This window comes from gamma proteobacterium symbiont of Lampromicra miyakona, from assembly GCF_059730895.1.
Map to the genome: position 1 here is coordinate 2,066,471 of NZ_AP035932.1, position 24,992 is coordinate 2,091,462.

At 59.8% G+C, this 24,992-nt stretch carries 25 protein-coding genes; 13 read left to right on the forward strand and 12 right to left on the reverse strand.

Annotated features, from left to right (window positions below; genetic code table 11):
* Positions 1-16 precede the first annotated feature (16 nt).
* From AC6I8P_RS09555 to ampC, 3 genes are all read right to left on the reverse strand, one after another.
* Positions 17-1,279 carry a DUF1479 domain-containing protein gene (locus AC6I8P_RS09555; RefSeq protein WP_058769792.1) on the reverse strand — a complete coding sequence of 421 codons (1,263 nt, stop codon included), beginning with the start codon at positions 1,277-1,279 and terminating at the stop codon, positions 17-19.
* Between the two features lie 234 nt (positions 1,280-1,513).
* A complete protein-coding gene (locus AC6I8P_RS09560; RefSeq protein ID WP_021506057.1) occupies positions 1,514-1,963 on the reverse strand; it encodes a GNAT family N-acetyltransferase in 450 nt (149 codons plus the stop codon).
* A complete protein-coding gene (ampC, locus tag AC6I8P_RS09565) occupies positions 1,960-3,090 on the reverse strand; it encodes a class C beta-lactamase (protein ID WP_127834085.1) in 1,131 nt (376 codons plus the stop codon). Before ampC ends, AC6I8P_RS09560 begins: the two co-directional genes overlap by 4 nt.
* A gap of 184 nt (positions 3,091-3,274) precedes the next feature.
* Here ampC and AC6I8P_RS09570 point away from each other — a divergent pair, with 184 nt between their 5' ends.
* The 5 genes from AC6I8P_RS09570 (at position 3,275) to AC6I8P_RS09590 (ending at position 8,482) form a co-directional block, all read left to right on the forward strand.
* Complete coding sequence (locus tag AC6I8P_RS09570; protein ID WP_498031147.1) at positions 3,275-5,029, forward strand: glycerol-3-phosphate dehydrogenase/oxidase; 1,755 nt, start codon at positions 3,275-3,277, stop codon at positions 5,027-5,029.
* A complete protein-coding gene (locus AC6I8P_RS09575; RefSeq protein WP_498031148.1) occupies positions 5,013-5,852 on the forward strand; it encodes a class I fructose-bisphosphate aldolase in 840 nt (279 codons plus the stop codon). Before AC6I8P_RS09570 ends, AC6I8P_RS09575 begins: the two co-directional genes overlap by 17 nt.
* A 58-nt stretch (positions 5,853-5,910) precedes the next feature.
* The gene (locus tag AC6I8P_RS09580) at positions 5,911-7,398 is read left to right on the forward strand and encodes an FGGY-family carbohydrate kinase (RefSeq protein WP_282954104.1); all 1,488 of its coding nucleotides are present in this window, start codon (positions 5,911-5,913) and stop codon (positions 7,396-7,398) included.
* A gap of 95 nt (positions 7,399-7,493) precedes the next feature.
* Entirely contained in the window at positions 7,494-7,976 is a 483-nt protein-coding gene (locus AC6I8P_RS09585) for an Xre family toxin-antitoxin system antitoxin (RefSeq protein ID WP_021506062.1), read from the forward strand.
* Positions 7,976-8,482: an RES family NAD+ phosphorylase gene (locus tag AC6I8P_RS09590; protein ID WP_282954105.1), complete on the forward strand. Its 507-nt coding sequence runs from the start codon at positions 7,976-7,978 to the stop codon at positions 8,480-8,482. Before AC6I8P_RS09585 ends, AC6I8P_RS09590 begins: the two co-directional genes overlap by 1 nt.
* 5 nt (positions 8,483-8,487) lie before the next feature.
* Here the strand turns inward: AC6I8P_RS09590 and AC6I8P_RS09595 are convergent, their stop codons facing one another.
* Positions 8,488-8,730 (reverse strand): hypothetical protein, encoded by a 243-nt coding sequence (locus AC6I8P_RS09595; protein WP_369974293.1) that lies wholly within the window; start codon positions 8,728-8,730, stop codon positions 8,488-8,490.
* 248 nt (positions 8,731-8,978) lie between these two features.
* Between AC6I8P_RS09595 and hpxO the strand changes: the two genes are divergently transcribed.
* Positions 8,979-10,136 (forward strand): FAD-dependent urate hydroxylase HpxO, encoded by a 1,158-nt coding sequence (hpxO, locus tag AC6I8P_RS09600; protein ID WP_498030560.1) that lies wholly within the window; start codon positions 8,979-8,981, stop codon positions 10,134-10,136.
* A gap of 51 nt (positions 10,137-10,187) precedes the next feature.
* Here hpxO and dcp read toward each other — a convergent pair whose 3' ends face one another.
* Positions 10,188-12,239 (reverse strand): peptidyl-dipeptidase Dcp, encoded by a 2,052-nt coding sequence (dcp, locus tag AC6I8P_RS09605; protein WP_215800113.1) that lies wholly within the window; start codon positions 12,237-12,239, stop codon positions 10,188-10,190.
* 50 nt (positions 12,240-12,289) lie between these two features.
* Positions 12,290-13,648, reverse strand: coding sequence for a guanine deaminase (gene guaD, locus AC6I8P_RS09610; protein ID WP_058774693.1), 1,359 nt, complete (start codon positions 13,646-13,648; stop codon positions 12,290-12,292).
* Between the two features lie 374 nt (positions 13,649-14,022).
* Between guaD and ydfG the strand changes: the two genes are divergently transcribed.
* Positions 14,023-14,769: a bifunctional NADP-dependent 3-hydroxy acid dehydrogenase/3-hydroxypropionate dehydrogenase YdfG gene (ydfG, locus tag AC6I8P_RS09615; RefSeq protein ID WP_058774694.1), complete on the forward strand. Its 747-nt coding sequence runs from the start codon at positions 14,023-14,025 to the stop codon at positions 14,767-14,769.
* A 45-nt stretch (positions 14,770-14,814) separates the two neighbouring features.
* Here ydfG and AC6I8P_RS09620 read toward each other — a convergent pair whose 3' ends face one another.
* A complete protein-coding gene (locus tag AC6I8P_RS09620; RefSeq protein ID WP_031279118.1) occupies positions 14,815-15,141 on the reverse strand; it encodes a YnfA family protein in 327 nt (108 codons plus the stop codon).
* Between the two features lie 133 nt (positions 15,142-15,274).
* On the opposite strand from AC6I8P_RS09620, the gene AC6I8P_RS09625 reads away from it, so the two are divergent.
* Positions 15,275-15,610, forward strand: coding sequence for a DUF1283 family protein (locus AC6I8P_RS09625; RefSeq protein WP_058758533.1), 336 nt, complete (start codon positions 15,275-15,277; stop codon positions 15,608-15,610).
* A gap of 52 nt (positions 15,611-15,662) precedes the next feature.
* Positions 15,663-15,959, forward strand: a complete 297-nt coding sequence (locus AC6I8P_RS09630; protein WP_058769782.1) for a DUF1161 domain-containing protein — start codon at positions 15,663-15,665, stop codon at positions 15,957-15,959.
* A 31-nt stretch (positions 15,960-15,990) separates the two neighbouring features.
* On the opposite strand, the gene AC6I8P_RS09635 is transcribed toward AC6I8P_RS09630, so the two are convergent.
* Positions 15,991-17,451, reverse strand: a complete 1,461-nt coding sequence (locus tag AC6I8P_RS09635) for an MDR family MFS transporter (RefSeq protein WP_058774695.1) — start codon at positions 17,449-17,451, stop codon at positions 15,991-15,993.
* 119 nt (positions 17,452-17,570) lie between these two features.
* Positions 17,571-17,795, reverse strand: a complete 225-nt coding sequence (locus tag AC6I8P_RS09640) for a hypothetical protein (protein ID WP_459745354.1) — start codon at positions 17,793-17,795, stop codon at positions 17,571-17,573.
* Positions 17,796-17,833: 38 nt separating this feature from the next.
* Here AC6I8P_RS09640 and AC6I8P_RS09645 point away from each other — a divergent pair, with 38 nt between their 5' ends.
* The 4 genes from AC6I8P_RS09645 to osmV are packed head-to-tail and all read left to right on the forward strand — an operon-like array spanning position 17,834 to position 21,286.
* Entirely contained in the window at positions 17,834-18,550 is a 717-nt protein-coding gene (locus tag AC6I8P_RS09645; protein WP_021506071.1) for an ABC transporter permease, read from the forward strand.
* A 16-nt stretch (positions 18,551-18,566) separates the two neighbouring features.
* Positions 18,567-19,493 (forward strand): glycine betaine ABC transporter substrate-binding protein, encoded by a 927-nt coding sequence (locus AC6I8P_RS09650; RefSeq protein ID WP_058774696.1) that lies wholly within the window; start codon positions 18,567-18,569, stop codon positions 19,491-19,493.
* A 9-nt stretch (positions 19,494-19,502) separates the two neighbouring features.
* Positions 19,503-20,150 (forward strand): osmoprotectant ABC transporter permease OsmW, encoded by a 648-nt coding sequence (gene osmW, locus AC6I8P_RS09655; protein WP_021506073.1) that lies wholly within the window; start codon positions 19,503-19,505, stop codon positions 20,148-20,150.
* Complete coding sequence (osmV, locus tag AC6I8P_RS09660) at positions 20,150-21,286, forward strand: osmoprotectant ABC transporter ATP-binding protein OsmV (protein WP_021506074.1); 1,137 nt, start codon at positions 20,150-20,152, stop codon at positions 21,284-21,286. The genes osmW and osmV overlap by 1 nt, the downstream gene beginning before the upstream one ends.
* Before the next feature lie 51 nt (positions 21,287-21,337).
* Here osmV and AC6I8P_RS09665 read toward each other — a convergent pair whose 3' ends face one another.
* The 3 genes from AC6I8P_RS09665 to mlc form a co-directional block, all read right to left on the reverse strand.
* Positions 21,338-22,714 carry a nucleobase:cation symporter-2 family protein gene (locus AC6I8P_RS09665; RefSeq protein WP_104092929.1) on the reverse strand — a complete coding sequence of 459 codons (1,377 nt, stop codon included), beginning with the start codon at positions 22,712-22,714 and terminating at the stop codon, positions 21,338-21,340.
* A gap of 179 nt (positions 22,715-22,893) precedes the next feature.
* Positions 22,894-23,595, reverse strand: coding sequence for a dethiobiotin synthase (bioD, locus tag AC6I8P_RS09670; protein WP_021506076.1), 702 nt, complete (start codon positions 23,593-23,595; stop codon positions 22,894-22,896).
* Between the two features lie 105 nt (positions 23,596-23,700).
* On the reverse strand, positions 23,701-24,918 hold the full coding sequence (gene mlc / locus AC6I8P_RS09675; RefSeq protein WP_021506077.1) for a sugar metabolism global transcriptional regulator Mlc: 1,218 nt from the start codon (positions 24,916-24,918) through the stop codon (positions 23,701-23,703).
* Between the last annotated feature and the right edge of the window lie 74 nt (positions 24,919-24,992).

Consider the following 24,992-nt stretch of genomic DNA (forward strand, 5'->3'; position numbering starts at 1 on the left):
CCCAGCTTAGCAGAAATCACGCTAATCCCAGACTGCGCCGGCCGTTTTCATTCAGATCCTGCGGCGTAAAACGGCCGCGCCAGCTGGCTTCGTAATCCTCTTTGGGGAAATCGCCCGGCGAGACACCGGTCGCCAGCGCCTGCGCCACCTGCTGCGCATAGTCGGCGTTTTTATCGCACATCGGCGCGGCAGGAATGTACATCACGTTGCCCCAGCCCTGCTGATTTTCTACCGGTGCCACCGCATGAATCACATCGCAGTGCCACCACACCGAATCGCCCGCCTGCAGCGCCGGGATCGAACACAGGCCGGCAATTAATTCCGGATGCCAGCGCTCCGATACCGGCAGCACTTTGCCCGGCGCCACGCCGCACAGTTCCTCTTCCGGCACATCCTTCAGTAACGGACGCAGCAGCAGATAAGCCATGGCTTCCGGCACCGGCACCACGTGCAGCAGTCCCTGACCGGGCTGCATATCAGAGAGTGCGGTCCAGCCCTGGAAAGTGCGGAACACCGAACATTTGGTGGTGGTGCCAGACTGATACTCCTGCACGGCCGTGCGGTGCGCCGCATCCCACGGATCGTACTGATCGAACTGGTTAGAAAAGATCTTGCTGAACACCTGCTGATAGGCCGGCAACAGCCAGCGCTCCAGCGCGCCGGAATCGGTGTGCGCGCCCAGCCCTTTTGAGGTGGTACCCGGCAGCCGGCGCCGGATGCGATCCGGATAGATGATGCTCACGTCCGGATCAAACCAGCGCGTACCGGCGGATTCGAATTTCCACAGGCGATTGAGGAACGCCTGGGTTTGCGCCATGGCCTCGCTCTGGCGGGCTGACATCTGCGCATCGCTCCAGTAAATGGGGTAGATCTCCGGCCGCGAGGCGTCGAGGTTGCCAAAGAAGTTGTCGCCCGGCCCCTGATAGACACGGTCGAAATCATTGTCGTCGAGGTAGTTGAGCATGTCAGCATCCCACGCCAGCGCCTGCTCGCGGCTGAAGGTTTGCTTCACCACCACGCAGCCGCGGCGGCGGATATGATCTTTGGTCTGTTCGCTGATGCGACCGGCGGCCAGATCCGCGAAGCTGACCTGCGGCCACGCCGTTCCGTGCTGCTTCTCTTCGGCGCGCGCGGCCGCGATTTCACTGACAATCTTACTTCTGACCTGCTCAAACAGGCCTTCGACATCGCCAATCTGTGCTCTGAGCGCCTGCTTCATCAGGCGCACATGCTGTTTAAAATCGTCGGGTTGTTGTTCTGAGGTAAAAGTGGTGTTCATCTCGCACTCCGTCTGTTTACGCCTTAGTTTCATTCGAAACACATTACATATTCATTCATAACATCGAGCGAACAAAAAGACAGCACGCAGGCAAAAAATAGCGAGCATGATCACAGTTATTTATCTGAGGGATTTTCGTTTGAAAGGGTTCAGGGAGCGAAACGGTGGGATGAATAACGCAAGCGCGCCTTGATCAGGCACGCGAGGGCCACCCTCCATGGCAGCCCGGGAAAATTATGGCTGATCGAATAAATGACGGTACTGCACAAAGTCGGTTTGTTGCGCCAGCCGATCGTACAGCGCCCGCGCGTGGCTATTAGACGCCTGCGTCAGCCAGTAAACGCGCGAACAGCCGAGCTTCTCTGCCTGTTCATAGACCGCCAGAATCAGCGCCTTGCCGGCGCCCAGACCGCGCGCGGCCTCGCTGACGTAGAGGTCCTGCAAATAGCAGTAGTCGCCCTGGGTCCAGGTTGAGCGATGGGTAAGAAAATGCACCAGCCCAACCATCGCGCCGTCCTGCTCGGCCACCAGACAGTGCATGGGTTCCGCGCGGGACAGCAAGCGGCGGAAGCTCTCGCCGGTGGTGTTATCGTCAATGGTAGTCTGATAAAAGCGCTGATAGCCCTGCCACAGCGCCAGCCACGGCATAAAATCTTCTGCGCGCAGCGCTCTGATGGTGATCATTCGCCCTTCCCGATGTTGCTGATGATTTTTTCCGCAGCCACCACCCGATCGTCATTCGGGAACCACTTATTTGCCAGCATAATCAGCGCAACCCGCTGCGACGGAATAAAGACGGCGTAGGTGGCGAATCCGTTGGTGGAGCCGGTTTTGTTGTACCACGCCTGCTGCGGCGCAGCCTGCGGCGGCGTAATCCGCGTGGCTTTCATGCCCTTCATGATGCGCGCGCCGCTGTTGCCGTCCACCAGCTGCTGCGTGGTTACCGGCAGCGGGTAATATTCCCACATCATCGCCTGAGTAAAAGCGGCCTCGGTGTGGTAATAGCCCTGATGCGTCGCGGCCACCGCCTGTTGCCATGCGGGCGCGACTGGCTGCTGCTGCAGCTGAATGGCCAGCCAGCGAATCAGATCGGCAGAGGTAGATTTCAGGCCATAGGATTCCGCATCCAGCGGGCCTGGCGTGACCCGCACCGGGCGATCCTGCTTGTTATAACCCTGGGCGTAGCGCCCCATCTGCGATGCAGGCACCTGCACATAGCTGTGCGTCATGCCCATCGCCGGCAGCAGCTGCTTTTCCATCGCACTGATGAACGGCTGATGCAGACTCTTAGCCGCAATCATGCCGAGCATACCGATACCGAGGTTGGAATAAACGCGCATCGTGCCCGGCTGGGCCTCTGGCTGCCACTGTTTGTACCAGCGCATCAGCTCGCGGGTATTGGTCACGTCATCCGGTACGAACAGCGGCGTGCCGCTGGTGTGCGTCGCCAGATTCAGCAGCGAGACGCGATCAAAGGCGCTGCCTTTCAGTTCCGGCAGCCACTGGCTGGCCGCGTCGCTGAATTTCAGTTTGTTCTGCTGCGCCGCATAGCTGGCTAAGGTAGCGGTAAACGTTTTACTCAGCGAGCCGATTTCAAACAGCGTCTGCTCGTTGATCGGCTGTCCGCTCTCTTTCGATGCCACGCCGTAGTTATAAAATTCGGTTTTGCCGTCGTGCAGAATCGCCACCGCCATACCGGGGATCTGATACTGCTGCATCAGCGGTTTGATGATGCTGTCTGGTGATGTCGTTGCCAGCGCACTGCCGCTGACCAGCAGCGCGAGTGCGCTTAATCGGGCCCATGAAAACATGAAAATTCCTTTTCCTGCAGGTTAACCATGATGTCTGACCGGCAGTATATCGTTACCCCTGCCAGGCTTCCCGACAATTCTCATTGGTAGTGAACAAAATCACATCCTGTATGACCTGATTTGCCGTTTGCTGCGCCCGCTCCTATACCTTTGACAAGTAAGCGTTCATCGCAAGGAGCTGACAATGGAACAGGTTTTGACCCGCGAACAACGGCTTAGCCGCCTGCGCGCGCGCAGTTCGCTGCCGGTGCTGATCGTCGGCGGCGGCATCAACGGCATCAGTACTTTTCGTGAGCTGGCATTACAGGGCATTCCTGCGGTGCTGGTGGAGAAAGGTGACTGGTGCCAGGCGGCCAGCGGCGCGCTGTCGCGCATGATTCACGGCGGCCTGCGCTATCTGGAGACCGGCGAGTTTGGCCTGGTGAAGGAGTCGGTGATGGAGCGCGATCGCCTGCTGAAAAACGCCGCGCACTATGTGTTTCCGCTGCGTACTACCGTACCGATCGATAATCTCGGCGGTGGACTGGTTAACGCCACGCGACGTTTCCTGCGCCTGAGCGATAAGCCCACCCGGCGCGGCGCGCTGCTGATCAAAACCGGCCTGAGCCTGTACGACCTCTACACGCGACAGTATGGCGCTATGCCGCGCCACCAGCTGCGTAACGAAGCCGCCACGCGCGATCGCTGGCCTGGCTTCGCGCCCTGGGTGAAATACAGCGCCAGCTACTACGATGCGTGGATCAGCGCGCCGGAGCGACTCGGGTTTGAGTTGATTGAAGATGCGGAACGCGCCTGCCCGGAGGCGCTGGCGCTCAATTATCTGCGGGTGGTCAGCGCCAGCGACGAGACGGTGCTGCTGGAAGATACGCTGAGCGGTGAGCGCTTTAGCCTGCAGCCGCACGTGCTGGTGAATGCCGGCGGCGCGTGGATCGACCAGCTGAATCAGCAGCTGGCCGTGCATTCACAACCGACCAGACTGATAGGCGGCACCAAAGGATCGCATCTGATCCTCGATCATCCCCAGCTGTTACAGATGCTGGACGGTGAAATGGTCTATTTCGAAAATCAGGAAGGCCGGGTGTGCATTATGTTTCCCTGGTTCGGCAAAGTGCTGGTGGGCTCCACCGATATCCGCGTTGATGACCCTGAGGGCGTGGTGTGCGAAGCCGAAGAGCAGGCTTACATTCTTGAGTCGCTGCGCTTTGTATTTCCTGACATTGTGGTGCCAGCATCCGCAGTGGTTTACACCTTCTGCGGCGTGCGCCCGCTGCCGGCCAGCGAGGCCAAAGTGAATGGTCAGATTTCGCGTAACCACTCGCTGGTGCTGCTGCCGCCTGACCACGCGCGTGCCTGGAGCACGCTATGTCTGGTCGGCGGTAAATGGACCACCTTCCGCCGCTTCGGGGAAGAGGCCGCCGACCGCGTGTTGCGCCTGCTGGGAGAAAAGCGTCGCGTCTCCAGCAGCGACCTGCCGATTGGCGGCGGCCGGGATTTTCCGGCGCCGTCCGCCCAGCCCGCCTGGCTCAGTGCGCTGGCGCAGCACTATGACCTTCCGCTGGTGCGCGTGACGCAACTGGTGAAACGCTACGGCAGCCGGGCCCTGCCGCTGCTGCAGCAGATTCAGCAGCACGGCGAACAGCCGCTGCAGCATCATGCCGGTTACAGCGCCACCGAACTGCGCTATCTGATTGAGCATGAACAGGTGTGCCAGCTGGAAGATGTGCTGGTGCGCCGTACGTCGCTGGCTATCTGCGGTGAATTAACGCCGCCGCTCATGCAGGAAATTTCGCAGCTGCTGGCCGACTCGCTCGGCTGGCAGGACAGCCAGCGCGCTGAACATTTGCAGCACACCGCAATCAGCCTGGCGCAGCGCCATGGGCTGCACGCACTCGCATCCGCGTTTTCACAGGAGGAAGTTCAGGATGTCACTCACCCCTAAAGTTCGCCTCAACCGGTTATTTCACCACGGCAAGTGCCTGGATGTGGCGATCGATCACGGCATCGCCAACGAGCCCGATTTTCTGCTGGGGCTGGAAGATATTGAAAGCGTGATGCGCAACCTGATTGCCGCACAGCCGGATGCGATCCAGGTCAATTATGGTCAGGCCGATCTGCTGCAGCGCGTTGCCGGGCGCAAACCGGCGCTGGTGATGCGCACCGACGTCGGCAATGCTTATAACGCGGCGCGCCACCGCGAGATGTGGGCGGTGCTGCACAATCCGGAGGCACCAATTCTTGCCGCGCTGCAGATGGATGCCGCCGCCGTGGTGGTCAATCTCTACCAGATCCCGGATGAACCGGGCATTTTTCGCATGTGCGTGGAGAACATTGGCCGCCTGCGCCAGGCCTGCGATCGCTATGCCATGCCGCTGATGGTGGAGCCGCTGGTGATGGCCCCCGCCGGCCAGGGCGCGGCGTACGGCTCGCTCGGTGACGTCAGACAAATCGTGCCGCTGGTGCGTCTGGCGCGGGAGCTGGGCGCCGACATCATTAAAGCCGACCCCACGGACAACGTAGAGGATTTCCATCGCGTGGTGGAGGCGGCGCGCTGTCCGACGCTGGTGCGCGGCGGCGGCAAAGGGGAATTGGGCGCGGTGCTGGCGAAAAGCGCCGCGCTGATGGCGCAGGGTGCCAGCGGCATGGTGTATGGCCGCAACGTTTATCAACATGATAATCCGTCACGCGTGGTCAGCGCGCTGATGGCGATTATTCATCAGGGTGTCAGCGGCACGGATGCGCTGGACATCTACCAGCAGGGTTAAGCGTGACCTGCACCGGCGCTTAAGCGGTGCGCCGTCTTCGCCTGAAACGGAGTCGGATATGAGCCAGATTCTCGGCATCGATGCCGGAAACACCATGATCAAAGCGGTACTGTTTGACCTGAGCGGCCGCGTGCTGTCGGTAGCGGAGTGCGCCGGCGAAACGCATCAGCCGCAGGAAGGCTATGCTGAACGGCCAGTTGAAGATATCTGGCGCGGCGTCAGCAACGCGGTGAGTCGCTGCCTGCAGCAAGCCGGCACGCGTGGCAGCGAAGTGATTGCCATCGGGGCCGCCGGACACGGCAACGGGTTGTATGCGCTGGATCGTCAGCAGCGCCCGCTGTTTGGCATCCAGTCGATTGATCATCGCGCCAGCGCCACGGTGCAGGCGCTGGAATCCAGCGGTGCGGCGCAGCAGATTTACGCGCTGTCATTGCAGAAACCGTGGCCCGCCGCAACGCCGGTGCTGATCAGCTGGATGCGTCAGCATCAGCCGGAACGCTGGGCGCAGATCGGCCATCTGCTGTGTGCCAAAGATGTCATCGCCCATTTTCTGTGCGGCAACGTCAGCGCGGACTATTCGGATGCCGCCGGTGCCGGGCTGATTGATTACCGCCAGCGCGGCTACAGTGGCGAATTGCTGGCGCTGTATGGCATCGAAGAGGCGCTCGCCCTGCTGCCACCGCTGCGTGAATCCTGCGAGGTCACCGGCGTGGTCTCGGCCCGCGCGGCACAGCTCACCGGTTTACCCGCTGGCATCCCGGTGGTGGCCGGCATGTTTGACGTGGTTGCCAGCGCGGTCGGCTCGGGCGTAGTGAACTGCGGTGAGGCCTCCATTGTCGCCGGTACCTGGAGCATCAATCAGGTGGTGGTCGACAAACCTGATTATCTGCGCCCGGTGTTTATGAATTCGATCATCGAACGCGACCGCTACATGGCGATCGAGGCCAGCGCCACTTCTGCCGCCAATCTTGACTGGTTCCTGCGTGAATTTGATGATGGCCGCGCCGGCCAGGGCGCGGCGCGCAGCAGCGACAGCGTGGCACAGGTCAGGCCTGACGCGCAGCTGCCGCTGTATCACCCTTACCTCTACTCAGGGCGGAAAGCCGAACCCGCTAAAGCCGGCTTTTACGGTCTCGGCGGCTGGCATACGCGCGCTGACATGCTGTTTGCCCTGTTTGAAGGCGTGACCTTTGCCCACCGGGCGCACATTGACCGGCTGCGCGCGGCCGGCATTACGGTCAACCAGGCCACGCTCTCCGGCGGCGCGACGCGCAGCAGTGTCTGGCCGCAAATGTTTGCGGATGTGCTGGGGATGCCGATTCGCGTCGCAACCTGCCACGAAACCGGGGCGCTGGGCGCGGCCCTGTGTGCGGGCGTGGGCGTGGGTCAGTGGCCGAATCTGGCTGCCGCCGTGCAGCAGGCGGTCACGCTTACGCCGGAGGCGCTGCAGCCCCGCGCGGCGCGCTTCGCGTTCCATGACACACGCTACCGGCTGTTTAAAAAACTTGAGCTGGCGATGAGCGACATCTGGCGCACCGCCAGTTAATGGCGGTGCGGCGTGAACAAACCATGACACCGGCGGGCAAATGCTGTACACTTGATGCATAAAAATGTTCACATGAACATTATCAGGAGGTTGTGATGTCCACCGCATCGGCTTTTAATCCCACCAGCGGATCGCGCATCTTTGATCCGTCGCTGATTCAGCACGCCCGCCCCTCTTTTATGGATCAGATGGGGCTGCCGCGTAACCGGCTTAAGGCGCATAAGTTGATCACCGACGGCATGGATGTCGGCATTGTCGAACGCGCCGCCACAATTCTGAAAGCGACGCCGATCGACATCGCGCAAATGGTCTCGATTGACCGCAACACCTACCGGCGCCGCGAGAAGTCCGGATCGCAGCTCTCGGTCGAACAGGGCGCACGCATCTATCAGGTGTTTGAAGTGCTGGATGCGGTGATTCAGCTGTTCGCTGGCGATCCGGAAGTGGCGATGCACTGGATGTATCAGCCCGCGCTGGCGCTCGACAACGCGCAGCCGATTAACATGCTCAGTACGCCCGCCGGCTGCGACGCGGTGCTGACGCTGATTGGCCGCCTGGAGCACGGAGTGATTGTCTGATGACACGACGGAAGGATCCGGCCGCACCCGTCAGGGTGTTCTATCGTATTGTCAAAGCGGAGTACGCCAGCCAGGCGTTTAACGGTGCTGGCGCAGAAAAATGGGGTGGCCGCTGGAATCCGCCCGGGATGAAAGCGGTTTACCTCAGCAGCTCTAAAGCGCTGGCGACGCTGGAACTGGTGGTGCACGCCGGGAAAACGCTGCTGGAGCAAAGCCGCTTTGTGGTGTTTACCGTGGCGGTACCGGAGTCCGACATCATCGCCCTCGACAGCAGTAAACTGCCGGCCGGCTGGGAAAAATATCAGCAGCAGGAGGAGACGCAGGCCATCGGCGCGGCGTTTCTCGATCCGCACAACGGCTTTCCCCTGCTGATGACGGTGCCCAGCATCCTCACCGGCGAAGATAATGCGCTGTTTAACCCCGATCACCCGGCCGCGGCCGCGCTGATTGCCACAGCGATCTCCGCTCCCTTCGCCATCGATCGCCGTATCAAAGACGATCCGTAAACGCTCTAGCGGCACTGGCTGGCACAGTTTTGTACGCAAATTTGCGCCAGCGAGCCACAGCCGCCGCCGTTGTCATTCTTGCACTGCGATTGCTGCACGTAACAGTTCTGCTGACAGGAAGAGACATCACACTTCGCTGCTACCGGCGTGAGCTGCGGCAAATCCCCTTTTCTCTCCGGCTGCCACGGCGTTTGCGCCGCTGCGCTCAGGCTGCCCAGCAGCCATAACATCATTATCCATTTCATCATTCAGTCCTCGCAGGATGGATGTAGAGAGTATGAACGCTGGCCGGATGATTGCCAGCGTGAAACCTTTGGTTCACCTTCCGCCTGATGATGCCCTGTTAAGGTGCAGCATCTGCGCCCATTGCTGAAGCAGCGTCTGACCCAACCAGAATAGAAATCATTATTTTCAATAACTTAACTCATCATCACCCTGGCACTGCAAGATGGTACAAAAGTTGCAGGGCTTAGGTTGCACAGTAAAGGAGACGGTAATGAAAGCGATTGTGATTGGAGCGGGTATCGGCGGCATGAGCGCGGCGCTGGCGCTGGAAAAAGCGGGTTTCAGCACCGCAGTGTATGAAGCGGTGAAAGAGATGAAACCGGTCGGCGCGGCCATCTCTATCTGGCCTAACGGTGTGAAGTGCCTCAATGCGCTGGGTCTCAAGGCACAGCTGCGCGCGCTCGGCGGCAATATGGCGTTTATGGCTTACAACGATGGCCACAGCGGCAGCACCCTGACCCGCTTCAGTTTGTCACCGCTGGTGCAGCAGGTCGGCGAGTATCCTTATCCGGTCGCACGCGCAGAGTTACAGACGCTGCTGATCGACAGCTACGGCCGCGAACGCATCCGCTTTGGCAAACGCGTTGTGCGGGTGGAGCAGCATGCCAGCGGCGTGACCGCCTGGTTTGATGACGGCAGCCAGGCTGAAGGGGATTTTATGGTGGCCGCCGACGGCACCCACTCGGTGATTCGCCATCACGTGCTGGGCGAACACGTCGAGCGTCGCTACGCAGGCTACGTTAACTGGAATGGCCTGGTCACCATCGATGAGAGCATCGCGCCCGCCGATCAGTGGACCACGTTTGTTGGCGAGGGCAAGCGCGTCTCGCTGATGCCGGTGAGCGGTAACCGCTTCTACTTTTTCTTTGATGTCCCGCTGCCGAAAGGGCTGGCGCAGGATCGCGCAACGGTGAAAGACGATCTGCGCGGCTATTTTGCCGGCTGGGCCGAACCGGTCCAGCGGCTGATCGCCAGCATTGACGCACAAACCACCAATCGCGTGGAGATTCATGATATCGAACCCTTCAGTCGCTTTGTCAGAGGGCGCGTGGCGCTGCTCGGGGATGCGGCACACAGCACCACGCCGGATATCGGTCAGGGCGGCTGTGCGGCCATGGAAGATGCGGTGGTACTGGCGCAAACCCTGACTGCACATTCGCTGGGCATTGAGGACGGCCTGCTGCGCTATGAGGCGCGGCGCGTCGGGCGCACCCGTGATTTGGTGCTGAAAGCGCGCAAGCGTTGTGATGTCACCCACGCCAAAGATGCGGCGGTCACCGCGGAATGGTATGCCGGACTGAAAGAGGAAACCGGCGAGCGCGTGCTGGCCGGCATGTGTGACACCATTGAAGGCGGTCCGCTGGGATAAGCGTGCAGGCCAGCCAGCTGCACCGCTGGCTGGCCCTTCGGTTACGGCGCGTTACGCCTCGTCGAGGCCGCGGTGTTTCAGCATCGGCCCGATGTCCGGCGCTTTACCGCGCCAGGCCAGCCACAGATGCTGCAGATCGCTGCTGTTACCGCGCGACAGAATCTGCTCACGGAAGCGCTGACCATTTTCGCGCGTCAGACCGCCCCGCTCGACAAACGCCTGATAACCATCGTCGGCCAGCATCTGCGTCCAGATATAGGCGTAATACCCGGCCGCATAGCCGCCACCCCAGATATGACGGAAGTAGCTGGAGCGATAGCGCGGCGGCACGGCACTCAGGGCAATATTCTCCGCCGCGAGCGCCTGCTGCTCAAAATGGCTGACATCCTGCGGATTATCGTGCGGTGACAGCGAGTGCCACTGCAAATCAAGCAGTGCCGCCGCCAGCAGTTCGGTCATGTCATAGCCTTTGTTGAATTTCGCGGCGCGCACCATTTTGTCGCGCAGCGCAGCGGGCATCGCTTCACCGGTCTGATAATGACGTGCATAGTGGGCAAACACCTGATCCTGACTGGCCCAGTGTTCGTTGATTTGCGACGGAAACTCGACAAAATCACGCGGTGTGGCGGTGCCGGACAGGCTGGCATAGCGCTGGGTGGCGAACAGGCCGTGCAGCGTGTGGCCAAACTCATGGAAAAGCGTGATCACCTCATCCCAGCTGAGCAGTGCCGGCTGACCGGGCTGCGGCTTGCTGTAATTGCAGACGTTGTAAATCACCGGCCGGCTTTCCAGCAGCGTCGACTGGTCGACGAAATTGCCCATCCATGCGCCACCGCTCTTGTTATCCCGCGTGAAGAAATCGGTGTAGAACAGCGCTAACGGTGCACCGTCGGCATCGAAAATCTCATAAACATTGACGTCCGGATGGTAGACCGGCAGATCGTGGCGCTGTTCAAATCGAATGCCATACAGCTGGCTGGCACACCAGAACACGCCCTTTTCCAGTACAGTGTTGAGCTCAAAATAGGGGCGGATTTGCCCTTCGTCCAGCGCGTATTGCGCGGTGCGTACCTGCTCCGCGTAGTAATTCCAGTCCCAGGCGCGCAGCGGGAAGCTGTGGTTTTGGTCGGCGATCAGCTGCTGAATATCCGCCGCTTCTCGCCCGGCGCGCGCCGTCGCGGCGGGCACGATGTTGCGCATAAAGGACTGGGCGGCTTCCGGCGTTTTCGCCATCTGATCCTGCAGGCTCCATGCTGCGAAGCTGTCGAAGCCCAGCAGACTGGCCTGCTGCGCACGCAGTTGCGCCATGCGCGACACGATGGCGCGCGTGTCGTTGTCGTCACCCTGCTCGCTGCGCGTCAGCGCCTGCTGAAACAGCGCTTCGCGCGTGGCGCGCACCGTCAGCGACTGCAGCACCGGCTGCTGGGTGGTATTTTGCAGAGGGATTAGCCATGCGTCGTGCAGCCCGCGCGCCTCAGCGGCGTCCTTCGCCTGTGCCAGCGCCGCCGGCGACAGGCCGTCCAGCGCCGCCGCGCTGCTGACGGTATAAGCGGCGGCGTTAGTTGCCGCCAGCAGCCGGTTACCGAAACGCGTGCCCAGACTGGCCAGCTCCTGATTACAGGCGCGCAGTTGCGCTTTATCGCTCTCACTCAGGCTGGCGCCGGCCAGCTGAAAGCGTTGCCAGGTGACTTCCACCAGACGCATCGCTTCGGCATCCGGGCACTGCGAACCGCGCTGCTGATACACGCTGTCGAGCCGCGCAAACAGCGCCGGGTTAAGGTAGATTTCGTCATTGAGCGCCGTCAGCTGCGGGGTGATCAGCTCGTCAACCTGCTGGAGCCGCTCGCTGGTATTGGCTGAGGTCATCGCGGCAAAAACGGGGTACACGCGATTTAGCAGGCTACCGCTGCGCTCCAGCGCTTCATAGGTATTGGCAAAGGTTGCCGGCTCGGGGTTGCTGGCGATGGCCGCCACTTCCTGGCGCTTTTCGGCGATTCCGGCTTCCAGCGCCGGCAGGAAATGCGCTTCGTCGATCAGATCAAACGGCGGTGTCTGGTACGGCAACGGGCTGACGTTAAAAAACGGATTGGCACGTGAAGTCATTATCGCTCCTGATAATCAGCAACGCCGCAGCCACCTGCGGCGGGATGCTTTTATCCTGGCAGTTTCGTCGCCTGGCAACAACCTTGCGCGTGCGTATGGCTTTCCCGCTGCCACACGCACTTACCGTTGACCCAGGTTTGCGCGATGTTACGGTCATCACCGAGCGTCATCAGGACAAACAAACGCTGATGGATATCGTCGCTGTTGGCCATGCGCAGCTGCTGCAGCGGAGAGACGGCAGGATCGATCACCACAAAATCCGCCTCTTTACCGGGGTTGAAGTTGCCGATTTTGTCATCAAGATCCAGCGCATGGGCGCCGCCCAGCGTGGCGTGGTAAATCGCTTCTGCGGCACTGAGTTTGTACTGCTGCAGCTGCCCCACCTTATAGGCCTCACCCAGCGTCTGCAGCATATTGAAGGTGGTGCCGGCGCCGACATCGGTGCCCATGCCCATGCGCACGCGCTGCTGCCAGCGGCGTTTAAGATTGAACAGCCCGCTGCCGAGGAACAGGTTGGAGGTAGGACAGAAGGCCATCGCCGAGTCGGTGTCGTGCAGGCACTGCCATTCGCGATCCTCCAGATGCAGGCAGTGGGCAAATACGCTGCGTTTGCCGGTGAGCTGATGCTGGTGGTACACATCAAGATAGCCGTCATGGGCGGGAAACAGCGTTTTTACCCAGGCGATCTCCTGCTGATTTTCGCTGAGATGGGTATGCAGCCAGGTATCGGGAAACTCGTTTTTCAGCTGCTGCACTTTCTCCAGCAACTGCGGCGATGAGGTCGGCGCAAAGCGCGGCGTCAGCGCATAACCGAGACGCCCGCGCTGGTGCCAGCGCTGAATCAGCTCACGCGTCTGCTGATAACTTTGCGCCGGCGTTTCGGTCAGTTCCGGCGGTGCGTGACGATCCATCATTACCTTGCCGGCGATCAGCCGCATCTCCAGCTGTTCGGCGGCGCTGAACAGCGCGTCTACCGATTGCGGATGCACCGTACCAAACACCAGCGCAGTCGTGGTGCCGTTGGCCAGCAGCTGTTGCAGGAAAAACGCTGACATGCGCGCCGCGTGCGCCGCACAGTGGTACTGGCTCTCGACCGGAAAAGTGTACTGATTGAGCCACTCCAGCAGCTGTTCACCGAACGCGCCGATCATTTCGGTCTGCGGATAGTGAATATGGGTATCCACAAACCCCGGCAGGATCAGCTTGCCGCGCAGATCGATCACCTGCGTTGATTCCAGGTATTGATGTGCCGGCTGCCAGCGCTCCAGACTCACCACTTTGCCGTCGCGCAGCGTCAGCAGACCATCTTCAATATAGCGCGCCCGGTCGGCGAGGCCATCGGGCTGGTCGGCCAGCGCGGGGAAATCAAAAAAACTGGCGCGCAGACGGGTTACAACAGAGTCAGACATGACGCTTCCTTCAGGGGTGTAATGCAGGTTTCAGATAGATATAGCAAAGATATTGCAAACCGCATGCCAGGCAAGCCCACCCAACAATCACTTTAAATTCAGATAAATACCCAATTTCAGCGCGATTATCGTCGCAAAAATTGCAGGCAATCGTATGCGTAACCGATTGCCTGTTCGTGGTTTTACCCTTGCGCATTGCGCTGGCGTTTTACGCCGGGAAAAGGTGCCTGATCGGGCACGCTCATGGTGCAGGGCTGCACCGCAACCGTGCAGGAAAGATTCTGCAACACGCCGCTCACGCTTTTCATGAGCGCCGCTGCGGGGTTAATGCTAAGGTGTGGCAGAGAACCTGAAATCGTATAAGGAACAGTGAGATGATTATTTTTGTTACCGGTGCGACCGCCGGTTTTGGTCAAAGTATCACCCGCCGCTTCATTGCTACAGGTCACAAAGTGATCGCCAGCGGACGCCGTGCTGAGCGTTTGCAGGAATTAAAACAGGAACTGGGCGACAACCTGTACACCGTGCAGCTGGATGTGCGTAACCGCGCGGCTATCGAAGAAGCCATCGCCGCCCTGCCCGCCGAATGGCGTGATATCGATGTGCTGGTTAATAATGCCGGGCTGGCGCTGGGCGTCGAACCGGCGCATAAAGCCAGCGTTGAAGACTGGGAAAATATGATCGACACCAACAACAAAGGGCTGGTGTATATGACGCGCGCCGTGCTGCCTGCCATGGTAGAGCGCAACGTCGGTCACATCGTCAACATTGGCTCGATAGCCGGCAGCTGGCCGTACGCCGGCGGCAACGTGTACGGGGCAACCAAGGCGTTTGTGCGCCAGTTCAGCCTCAACCTGCGCACCGACCTGCACGGCACCGCGCTGCGCGTCACCGATATCGAGCCTGGCCTGGTGGGCGGCACCGAGTTTTCGAACGTGCGCTTCAAAGGTGACGATGGCCGCGCCGATGCGGTGTACGAAGGCACCACCGCGCTGACGGCGGAAGACGTGACGGAAGCGGTCTATTGGGTGACCACGCTGCCGAAGCACGTCAACATCAATACGCTGGAAATCATGCCGGTGACGCAAACCACCGCCGGATTGAAAGTGTTTAAAGAATAAGCAAGCTGCGCGTGGCGGCCCGTCGGGTCGCCCTGCGCGGCCGGTTCAGGCCTTGCCCCAGCCGATAACGATAATCAGCATGCCGCTGAACGCCACCAGCGCACCCACCCAATCCCACGCACTCAGTTTGACGCCATCGACCAGCCGCAGCCAGATCAGCGCCGTTAACACATACACGCCGCCATAAGCCGCATATACCCGGCCGCTGGCTGCCGGATGCAGGGTCAGCAGCCAGACAAACAGCGCCAGGCTGGCTGCGGCCGGTAACAATAGCCAGGCGCTCATGCCGCGCTTCAGCCACAGCCACGGCAGAAAACAGCCGGTGATCTCGGCAATCGCAGTGATAAAAAACAGCAGCGCGGTTTTCACCAGCATACAAAGTCTCTCTGATCGTTAAACAAACCGCTCACCGCTGGTGAGCAAAGAAGCAGCGATGATATACTGGCAGACAGTGTTGTGACAGCCGCCCTGCGCGCTGTGCTGGAGTTAACGAAAGGAAATGACGATGAAAAAACTGTTTTCCGCCCTGCTCGCTACCACGCTGACCGCCAGCGTGATGCTGACTGCGCCGCTGGCTGTCGCTAAGACGGATCGCCTGATTATTGAAGATGGCAACAACGCGGCCAGCAACGAGGCGGCGCGTCAGAGCAAAGAGCAGTGGAACGATACGCGCAACCTGCGTAACAAGGTGAATACCCGCGTGGAGAAAGAGTTCGACAAGGCAGACCGGGCCTTTGATACCCGCGACGCGTGCGAAAAAAGCTACAACGTTAATGCGTACTGGGAACCGAACACCCTGCGCTGCCTCGATCGCCGCACCGGCCGTCCGCTGGCGCCGTAATGCGCGCCAGCTGCTATAGTTTTCACGGGAATGACGCAACAAGGAGTGAGTGATGAAAAAACGTAATGCAGTTGTGTTGCTAATGGCGCTGGCGTTACCGCTGGCGGTGCAGGCGTCCTGCGAAAGCGTGCGCGCCGACATCAGCAAAAAGATCATCAACAATGGCGTGGCGGAATCGGATTTTACGCTGGATATCGTGCCGAACGATCAGGTTGATCAGGCAGGCGGTCAGGTCGTTGGCCACTGTGAAAACGACACGCAGAAAATCGTTTACAAGAAAAACGGTCGCGATGCGGATAGCAGCGTGCCGGACAGCGCGGGCAGCTCGCAGGATGCTCCCGCACAGTAATCCCTTCGGGCGGCTGGTCGGCCGCCCTGCTTTATTCCGCTTCCGGCCGCTGACGCGGCATCAGCCACGCAATCCACAACGTCAGCAGCGCAATCAGCAATGCCACCACAAATACCCAGTGCAGCGAACTGGCAATCTGTCCGGTCCAGAAGTGTAACTGCTCCTGCGGCAGCGCCTGACGGCTCTCCGGTGCCATAATTTTCTGCATCGGATCGCTGGCCTGCGGCAGCCGCAACGACAGGTTGAGATTGAGCACCGCGCCCATTATCGCGGTGCCGATGGCTGAACCCAGCATTCGGCTGAACATGATCGAGGCGGTGCAGATGCCGCGAATTTCATAGTGCGCATGATTTTGTACCGACACCAGAAAGGTGGTGCTGGTCATGCCCATCCCGGTGCCAATAACAAACGCCGTCAGCCCGGCCTGCATGATGCTGCTGTCGGCGCGCAGCAGCAGTAGCAGCGCGCTGCCGGCAATCAGTAAAAACGCGCCGAGCTGCGCGGTAAAGCGATACGAGGTGATCAGCATCAGGCGCCCGCTGAGCGTACTGGCCAGCGGCCAGCCAATTGACATCATCGCCAGCGCGCTGCCCGCCTGCAGCGGCGTGCCGCCAGTAATGCCCTGAATCCACGTCGGCAGAAACGCGCTGATGCCCATCATGGTGGCCCCGATAATCAGGTTCCCGGCATTGCCGGCCACAATCAGGCGGCTGCGCCACAGCGCCAGCGGAAACAGCGGCGCATCGGCGCGCTGCTCGTGATGTTTCAGCCGCCAGCCGGCCAGCAGCGCCAGCGCCAGAAACGGCACCAGCCAGAACCCCAGCGCTTCCGCCTGTAGCAGCGCCACCAGCAGTGCGGTGACGCTGATCATCAACCAGCAGCTGCCGGTCAGATTCAGCGTTGCGCCCTGATGCTGTTCGCGCGCCGGCAGAAAACGCGCCAGCAGCAGCATTGAGAGCAGACCAATCGGCACGTTTACCCAGAAAATCACCGACCAGTTAAAGTGCTGAACCAGCCAGGCGCCGCTGAGCGGACCGATGACGGCCGCGACACCCCAGACGCTGGAGAGCCAGCCCTGCACGCTGGCGCGCTCGCGCGGCGAATAAATGTCCGCCACGATGGTGGTGGTCAGCGGCATAATCGCCCCGGCACCCAGTCCCTGAAAGGCACGAAACACAATCAGCCACGTCATACTATGGGCAAAACCGCATAGCACCGAGCCCAGCAAAAACAGCGTTACGCCGATGAAAAATAATCGTTTGCGGCCCCAGATATCCGCCAGTCTGCCATACAACGGGACGCTCACCGCCTGCGTCAGCAGATAAATAGAAAACACCCAGCCAAACTGCGCGAAACCGCCAAGATCGGCAATGATGGTTGGCATGGCCGTGGCCACAATGGTGACCTCAATGGCAGCCATAAACATCGCCAGCATGCAGGCAATCAGAATCCAGTGGCGATGTTCCGTTTGTATTTGTGCGCTTTCAGTCATACGTCTCCCTTTTTCTTACAAGGCTAGTCGAAATTTCGCCGACTCAGTTTCCTCTGTGTGCGCCTGCTTGTGACAATGTCACCTATCTTGATGAAATTTTTTTATTGTAGAGCGACACCTTATTTCATGCGGGTTTCGCTTAGTTTTACCGCTTTTGTATCTACCTGATTTTGCCGTGAAAACTGGCAATGATCATCAAGCGTTGCTATAGCTCTAAAGGCAGTTTCTGGTTTTTCACTGTGAAAAAGCCGGGAAACAGTCATTTTAACTGCAATTTGACAGCGTGCTGGATTTTCGTCTGTGTATTGCACCGCATAACGCCGGTACGCTGAAAATAACGTCATAAAATCAATCGATTTTTTCAATCAGGGAGACGCACGCTATGCACAATGCATCGCTCGCCCGACGTGCCGGGCTGGCACTGCTCGCCATCGTGGTGGTGATAGCCCTGCTGGTGTGGGGATTAGGGCTGGATACGCTGCGCGACCGCAAGGTGGATTTACTCTACCTTGGGCAGCAACACCTGTACTTAGTGTTCTGGTCGATGTTATGCGCTTTACTGGTTGGCATCCCGAGCGGGATTTTGCTCAGCCGTCCCTTCGCCCGTCGCTGGGCTGAATATGTGATGCAAATCTTCAACGTCGGTAACACGCTGCCACCGCTGGCTGTGCTGGCGCTGGCGATGGTGATTGTCGGCATTGGCGATCGCCCGGCGCTGATCGCCTTGTTCCTCGCCTCGCTGCTGCCGATTGTGCGCAACACCTATGCCGGTCTGAGCGCGGTGCCGCCGTCGCTGATTGAAGCCGCCAACGGTATCGGCATGACCAAACTGCAGCGGCTGCGCCGGGTTGAACTGCCGAATGCGCTGCCGGTGATCCTCGCCGGGGTACGCATCGCGACCGCGATTAACGTCGGCACCGCGCCGCTGGCCTTTTTAATTGGTGCCAGCAGCTACGGCGAGCTGATTTTCCCCGGTATTTATCTCAACGACTTCCCGACGCTGATCCTCGGCGCAGTGGCCACCGCCCTGTTTGCCCTGATCCTCGACATGCTGCTGGCAGCATTGGGACGCGTCCTCAGCCCGCACTCTGCGGCTTAACCCGGAGCATGTAATTATGGCCACTGCTAATCTGCTGGCGCGCTGGGTCAAACGCACCGCGCTGGTCCTGACCGCCACCTTAACCCTCAGTCACAGCGCGCTCGCCGCCACGCCCATCGTGATGGCGACCAAAAGTTTTACCGAGCAACATATCCTGTCTGCCATGACGGTGATGTGGCTGCAAAAGAAAGGTTTTCAGGTCATCCCGAAAACCAACATCGCCACCACCATCGGGCGTAACGCGATGATCAACAAGCAGATTGATATGACGTGGGAATATACCGGCACCTCGCTGATTATTTTCAACCATATCAACAAGCCGATGTCGTCCGAAGAGGCGTACAAAACCGTTAAACAGCTGGACGCGAAGCTGGGACTGGTTTGGCTCAATCCTGCCCCGATGAACAACACCTACGCGTTTGCCATGCAGCGCCAGCGCGCTGACGCCGAAGGCATCAGCACCATGTCGCAGCTGGTGGCGAAGCTGGAACAGGTACGCAACACCGATCCGGATCACAACTGGAAACTCGGTCTCGATCTGGAATTTGCCGGCCGCTCGGATGGTCTGAAACCGCTGCAGAAAGCTTACAACATGCCGCTGGATCGCCCGCAGATACGTCAGATGGACCCCGGCCTGGTGTATAACGCGGTGCGCGACGGCTTTGTTGACGCCGGACTGATTTACACCACCGATGGCCGGGTAAAAGGCTTTGATTTGAAAGTACTGGAGGATGATAAGCACTTCTTCCCAAGTTACAACGTCACGCCGGTAGTGCGTCAGGATGTGCTGGAAAGCCATCCTGGCCTTGAGGCCGCGCTGAATGCGCTGTCGCCGCTGATCACCGATGAAGCCATCACCGAGATGAACAAGCGTGTCGATATCGATCACCAGTCGCCGCAGCAGGTGGCGCGTGATTTCCTCAAATCCAAAAACATGCTGTAAGGAGGCGCAATGGATACCCTGCATTACATCATGGATAACTGGAACACGCTGCTGGCGCTGACCTGGCAGCACACCTGGCTGGTGCTGGTGGCGGTGGGTTTTGCCATCCTCGTCGGCGTGCCGCTGGGCATTCTGATTGTCCGCTTCAAATGGCTGGCAACACCGGTGCTGGGCATCGCCACCATCGTGCTGACCATCCCGACCATTGCGCTGTTTGGCCTGATGATTCCGCTGTTTTCACTGATCGGTCAGGGGATTGGTGCCCTGCCGGCGATTACCGCGGTGTTTCTCTATTCACTGCTGCCGATTGTGCGTAATACCCATACCGCGCTGGAAAATCTGCCGCCCGGGCTGCGCGAAGCCGGTCGCGGTATCGGCATGACCTTCTGGCAGCGCCTGCGCTGGGTGGAAATTCCGATGGCGCTGCCGGTGATTTTTGGCGGTATCCGTACCGCCGTGGTGATGAACGTCGGCGTGATGGCGATTGCGGCGGTGATCGGTGCCGGCGGCCTGGGCCTGCAACTGCTGGACGGCATCAGCGGCAGCGATGTGCGTATGCTGATAGCCGGCGCACTGATGATCTGTTTACTGGCGATTATTCTTGACTGGCTGCTGCACCGTCTGCAGTCGGCGCTGACTCCTAAGGGGATTCGATAATGATAAAACTGGAAAACCTGACGAAAACCTTTACGCAAAAAAACGGCACCACGTTCAATGCCGTTGACAACGTCAGCCTGGAAGTGCCTGCCGGGGAGATGTGTGTGCTGCTGGGCCCGTCCGGCTGCGGCAAAACCACCACGCTGAAGATGATTAACCGTCTGATCCCTGCCAGCAGCGGGCGGATTTTAATTAATGGCGAAGACACCAGCGGCCAGGATACCGTCACGCTGCGCCGTAACATCGGCTATGTGATTCAGCAGATTGGTCTGTTCCCGAACATGACCATTGAAGAGAACATTACCGTGGTGCCGCGCATGCTGGGCTGGGACAAAAAACGCTGTCGGGAACGGGCGACAGAGCTCATGAGCATGGTGGCGCTTGACCCGACGAAGTTTCTGCATCGCTACCCGCGTGAGATGTCGGGCGGCCAGCAGCAGCGCATCGGCGTGATCCGCGCGCTGGCGGCGGATCCACCGGTACTGCTGATGGATGAACCGTTCGGTGCCGTCGACCCGATCAACCGCGAGGTGATTCAGAACGAGTTCCTCGATATGCAGCGCCAGCTGAAGAAAACCGTGATGCTGGTGAGCCATGATATTGATGAGGCGCTGAAGCTCGGTGACCGCATCGCGGTGTTTGGCCAGGGCAAAATCGTGCAGTGTGCCAGCCCGGACGAACTGCTGGCGCAGCCGGCCAACGAATTTGTCGGCTCGTTCGTCGGTCAGGACCGAACGCTGAAACGCCTGCTGCTGGTGCAGGCGGGCGACGTCACCGATCAGCAGCCGACCATCACCGTGCAGCGCAGTACCCCGCTGCAGGAGGCGTTCGCGACCATGGACGACAACGACATGCGTTCGGTCACGGTGGTCGACGAAGATGGCAAACCGCTGGGCTTTGTCAAACGTCGTGAAGCGCGCGGCGCCACCGGCCGCTGCGAGGAGATGCTGCACACCTTTAAGGTCACCGGCAAAGCGGAGGAGAACCTGCGCGTGGTGCTGTCGAAGCTGTATGAACACAACACGGTATGGATGCCGATTGTTGACGAGGAAGGTCGCTACAGCGGCGAAATTTCGCAGGATTACATCGCGGATTACCTCAGCTCCGGCCGCACGCGCCGTCGTCTTAACCCGTAACCCCGACCGAACCGCGCCACGGAGGGCGCGATTCTGAAGGTAAACTGTGCGTCAGTTGCTCTCTTCGACCGCGCCGACCGCCGCAACCGTTTTAGCTTCATTCGGCAGCACCACGTTCAGCAGCATAGCGAGAATTCCACCGGTGGTGACTGCATGACCAAACAGGTTGCTGACCAGCGGCGGGAACTGTTTCAGCACGTCCGGAACCGCTTCCACCCCGAGGCCGATGCCAAACGACACCGCCACAATCAGCATCTCACGCCGCCCCAGTGGGGCCTGCGTCATCACGCGAATACCGGCGGCGACCACGCTGCCAAACATCACCAGCGTTGCCCCGCCCAGCACCGGCGGCGGAATCTGCTGTAGCAGGTTGCCGACCAGCGGGAAGATGCCCAGCAGCACCAGCATCAGGCCAATCACCATCCCCACGTAGCGACTGGCGACGCCGGTCATCTGAATCACCCCGTTGTTCTGCGCAAAGGTGGTATTGGGAAATGCCGAGAACAATGCCGCCAGCAGACAGCTGAGGCCATCGGCCAGAATCCCGCCCTGCAGCCGGCGCTGAAACCCGTCGCCTTCCAGCGGCTGGCGTGAAATCAGACAGTTGGCGGTCAGGTCGCCCACCGCCTCAATCACGCAGATCACCGAGACCAGCGCGATTGGCACAAACAGCGTCCAGCTAAAATCAAAGCCAAAATGCAGCAGCGAAGGCAGCACCAGCCAGTGCGTCTCCGCCATCGGCTTCAGCGGCAGATGACCGCTCAGCGCCGCCGCGATGCAGCCCGCACCAATGCCGGCGACCACCGCCACCAGCCGCGCCCAGCGCGAGTGGGAACGGTTAAGCACGATAATCACCAGCAGGGTCAGCGCCCCCAGCGCCAGATTACCCGGCGCACCAAAATCGCGGGCGTTATGCCCGCCCGCCCAGTCGGTGATACTGACTTTTATCAGGCTGATACCAATCAGGGTGATCACCGTACCGGTCACCACCGGGGTCAGTACTTTACGCAGTGGTGTGATGCAGCGGCTAATCAGCATCGGGATCAGCGCCGCCATCAGGTTGCAGCCAAAAATCATGGCGAGGATCGCCTGCGGTGAACCGCCCTGCGCTTTCACCGTCATCCCCGCAGAGAGAATGACGCCGAGAAAGGCGAAGCTGGTGCCCTGCAGACAGATCATGCCTGCGCCAATGCCGCAGAAACGGCGCGCCTGCAGAAAGGTACCGAGTCCGGAAACCAGCAGCGACATGCTGATGAGATACGGAATCCAGGCCTGTAACCCCAGCACGGAACCGATAATCAGCGGCGGCGTGATGATACCGACCACGCTGGCCAGCACGTGCTGCAGGGCGGCAAAGAACGCCGGTGCAGGACCGATGCGGGCATCCAGCCCGTACAACAAACCTTTATCTTCTTCTGGGTGCGACATAGCAGGGCTCCGGCAAACGATTTATCAGTTTGCCTGATGCATGAAACGCGCCAGGGCGACAACGGACAGGAAAAATTCAGGACAGATGATTGAATATAAACAGGTTTATTGCATAAAAAAAAGCAGCCGCTCCTGAAACTCCGGATTCAGCTGCGTGCGATATGCCGCATTTTGTTTCATCAGGCGGCGGGCTTTGCACTCTCGCTGTGCAGCGCATCACCCCCGAGTAACGTAATATCCAGATAACCACTCAAATCACGCTGTTCGGCGCGCGGCAGATAAGGCAATTCACCCAACAGCGGCGCGTTCAGCTTATCGCGCAGAACATCAATGATTTCAGCATAGTGCGCCAGACCGGGATTGATACGATTGGCGACCCAGCCCGCCAGCGTCAGGCCATCGGCGGCAATCGCTTCGGCGGTCAGTAAAGCGTGGCTAATGCAACCCTCTTTAATGCCCACCACCAGCACCACCGGCAGTTGCGCCTGCTGCACCCACTGCGACAGCGGCCGTAAGTCGTTCATCAGGCTGCGCCAGCCGCCCGTGCCTTCCACCACCACGCGTGCAGCGCGATCCTGTAAGCCAGCCAGCCCGCGATTGAGTAACGGATAATCGATGCGCTGCGCCGGGCTGGTGCTGATTTCATCCTCTTCCAGCGTCACGGGATTGACGTCGCTGTAGTTCAGCGTGAGGCCGGATGCCTGCTGCAGCAGTACGGCATCTTTATTACGGAGCCCTTCCGGCGTGTGCTGCGCGCTTTTGGCAACCGGCTTGTAGCCAGCGGCACACAGATTCGCTTTGGCAAAGCACTGTAACAGTGCGCGGGAAACCACGGTCTTACCCACCGCGGTGTCGGTACCGGTGACAAAAATCGTTTTCACCTTTCTCCTCCTTCATTAAAGCGATGTGTAACCTGCAAAGGAGGCAGTTTAAGGATTTGTCCCAGGCGAGAGCTTGCGTTAGCGCAAACTTAAGGCGGGCTGGCGTTAGCCCTGCAACAGTTTTATCAGTAAATGGCCGCTATAGAGCGCGTCTTTGATCAGCGCCGCGCCGCCCAGCGTGCCGGGATCGTTAAAAGCCGCAGGCGTGAGCTGAATAGCGTGACTGTACGCCGGCAGGGCCTGCTGGCGAATGGTGCTGCTGACTGCCGGGAACAGCACGTCCGCCGCCTGGTTAAGCGGTGAACCGATAAGAATTTGTTGAGGATTAAAGATGTTGACCATCATCGCCAGCATGCGCCCGATATGATGACCGACGCCGGCAATAACGTCCCGCGCCAGCCGGTCGCCCTGCTGCGCAGCGGCACACAGCGAGGCCAGCGTCAGCGGCTGCTGGTGCAGCTGGCTGTCCGGCTGTGACGATAAGCGCTGTGCCGCCAGCTGCAGCAGGCTGCCGGTGCTGGCCACCGTTTCCAGACAGCCATGGTTGCCGCAGTAACACTGCTGGCCGTAAGGATCGATCTGCGTATGACCGATCTCCACCAGCGCGCGTCCGCTTTTGTGCAGCAGCTGGCCACCGCTGATCACCCCGGCGCCCACCGTTTCGTCAATGACAATCTGAATCACGTCCTGCGCACCCCGCGAGGCACCAAACAGCGCCTCTGCCAGCGTCCATGCGGAGATATCGTGCTGGACGAATACCGGCAGCCCGGTGCGCTGCGCCAGGGTTTCGCCCAGCGGCATATCCTGTACGTCATAGCCCGGCATACGGTGCACCACGCCGGAGGCGGCGTTGATCAGTCCCGGCAGGGTAATGGCGATAGCGGTGAGACGCTCAAGTTTTTGCTGATGGCGAATGAAAAAGGCGTTGACCAGCTCCTGCAGCGTCTGCAGCAGCGGCGTGTCGGCGCTGGCGGGCAGCGGCAGGCGATCTTCCTGTAGCGCGCGGCTGCTGAGATCGCGCAGCGTCAGGGTGATGAACCCCGGCTGAAGGCGAACAGCCAGATAGTGCCAGGCCAGGGTATCGAGGATCAGCCCTATCGCCGGCCGTCCGCGACTGCCCGGCTCCTGAAACTCGGTCTCCTGCACCAGATGCGCATCCAGCATTTCGCGCACAATTTTGGTGATGCTGGCCGGGGCCAGCTGGGCACGTTTCGACAGCTCAATCCGCGAAATCGGACCGTAATGGTCAATCAGACGATACACTGCACCGGCATTGGTCTGTTTTATTTGGTCAATATGGCCAGGCTGACTGTCCAGATTCACGCCCTGCTCCCGGATATTTTCGCGCTTCTAAATAAACAGCAGCTATGGTGATGCAGATTGGCGCGCAGCGTCAA

What these genes read in the sequence shown, in the direction of transcription:
- AC6I8P_RS09555 (WP_058769792.1), bottom strand. Translation starts at nt 1,279, where the DNA reads ATGAACACCACTTTTACCTCAGAACAACAACCCGACGATTTTAAACAG.
- AC6I8P_RS09560 (WP_021506057.1), bottom strand. Translation starts at nt 1,963, where the DNA reads ATGATCACCATCAGAGCGCTGCGCGCAGAAGATTTTATGCCGTGGCTG.
- ampC (WP_127834085.1), bottom strand. Translation starts at nt 3,090, where the DNA reads ATGTTTTCATGGGCCCGATTAAGCGCACTCGCGCTGCTGGTCAGCGGC.
- AC6I8P_RS09570 (WP_498031147.1), top strand. Translation starts at nt 3,275, where the DNA reads ATGGAACAGGTTTTGACCCGCGAACAACGGCTTAGCCGCCTGCGCGCG.
- AC6I8P_RS09575 (WP_498031148.1), top strand. Translation starts at nt 5,013, where the DNA reads ATGTCACTCACCCCTAAAGTTCGCCTCAACCGGTTATTTCACCACGGC.
- AC6I8P_RS09580 (WP_282954104.1), top strand. Translation starts at nt 5,911, where the DNA reads ATGAGCCAGATTCTCGGCATCGATGCCGGAAACACCATGATCAAAGCG.
- AC6I8P_RS09585 (WP_021506062.1), top strand. Translation starts at nt 7,494, where the DNA reads ATGTCCACCGCATCGGCTTTTAATCCCACCAGCGGATCGCGCATCTTT.
- AC6I8P_RS09590 (WP_282954105.1), top strand. Translation starts at nt 7,976, where the DNA reads ATGACACGACGGAAGGATCCGGCCGCACCCGTCAGGGTGTTCTATCGT.
- AC6I8P_RS09595 (WP_369974293.1), bottom strand. Translation starts at nt 8,730, where the DNA reads ATGATGAAATGGATAATGATGTTATGGCTGCTGGGCAGCCTGAGCGCA.
- hpxO (WP_498030560.1), top strand. Translation starts at nt 8,979, where the DNA reads ATGAAAGCGATTGTGATTGGAGCGGGTATCGGCGGCATGAGCGCGGCG.
- dcp (WP_215800113.1), bottom strand. Translation starts at nt 12,239, where the DNA reads ATGACTTCACGTGCCAATCCGTTTTTTAACGTCAGCCCGTTGCCGTAC.
- guaD (WP_058774693.1), bottom strand. Translation starts at nt 13,648, where the DNA reads ATGTCTGACTCTGTTGTAACCCGTCTGCGCGCCAGTTTTTTTGATTTC.
- ydfG (WP_058774694.1), top strand. Translation starts at nt 14,023, where the DNA reads ATGATTATTTTTGTTACCGGTGCGACCGCCGGTTTTGGTCAAAGTATC.
- AC6I8P_RS09625 (WP_058758533.1), top strand. Translation starts at nt 15,275, where the DNA reads ATGAAAAAACTGTTTTCCGCCCTGCTCGCTACCACGCTGACCGCCAGC.
- AC6I8P_RS09630 (WP_058769782.1), top strand. Translation starts at nt 15,663, where the DNA reads ATGAAAAAACGTAATGCAGTTGTGTTGCTAATGGCGCTGGCGTTACCG.
- AC6I8P_RS09635 (WP_058774695.1), bottom strand. Translation starts at nt 17,451, where the DNA reads ATGACTGAAAGCGCACAAATACAAACGGAACATCGCCACTGGATTCTG.
- AC6I8P_RS09640 (WP_459745354.1), bottom strand. Translation starts at nt 17,795, where the DNA reads ATGACGTTATTTTCAGCGTACCGGCGTTATGCGGTGCAATACACAGAC.
- AC6I8P_RS09645 (WP_021506071.1), top strand. Translation starts at nt 17,834, where the DNA reads ATGCACAATGCATCGCTCGCCCGACGTGCCGGGCTGGCACTGCTCGCC.
- AC6I8P_RS09650 (WP_058774696.1), top strand. Translation starts at nt 18,567, where the DNA reads ATGGCCACTGCTAATCTGCTGGCGCGCTGGGTCAAACGCACCGCGCTG.
- osmW (WP_021506073.1), top strand. Translation starts at nt 19,503, where the DNA reads ATGGATACCCTGCATTACATCATGGATAACTGGAACACGCTGCTGGCG.
- osmV (WP_021506074.1), top strand. Translation starts at nt 20,150, where the DNA reads ATGATAAAACTGGAAAACCTGACGAAAACCTTTACGCAAAAAAACGGC.
- AC6I8P_RS09665 (WP_104092929.1), bottom strand. Translation starts at nt 22,714, where the DNA reads ATGTCGCACCCAGAAGAAGATAAAGGTTTGTTGTACGGGCTGGATGCC.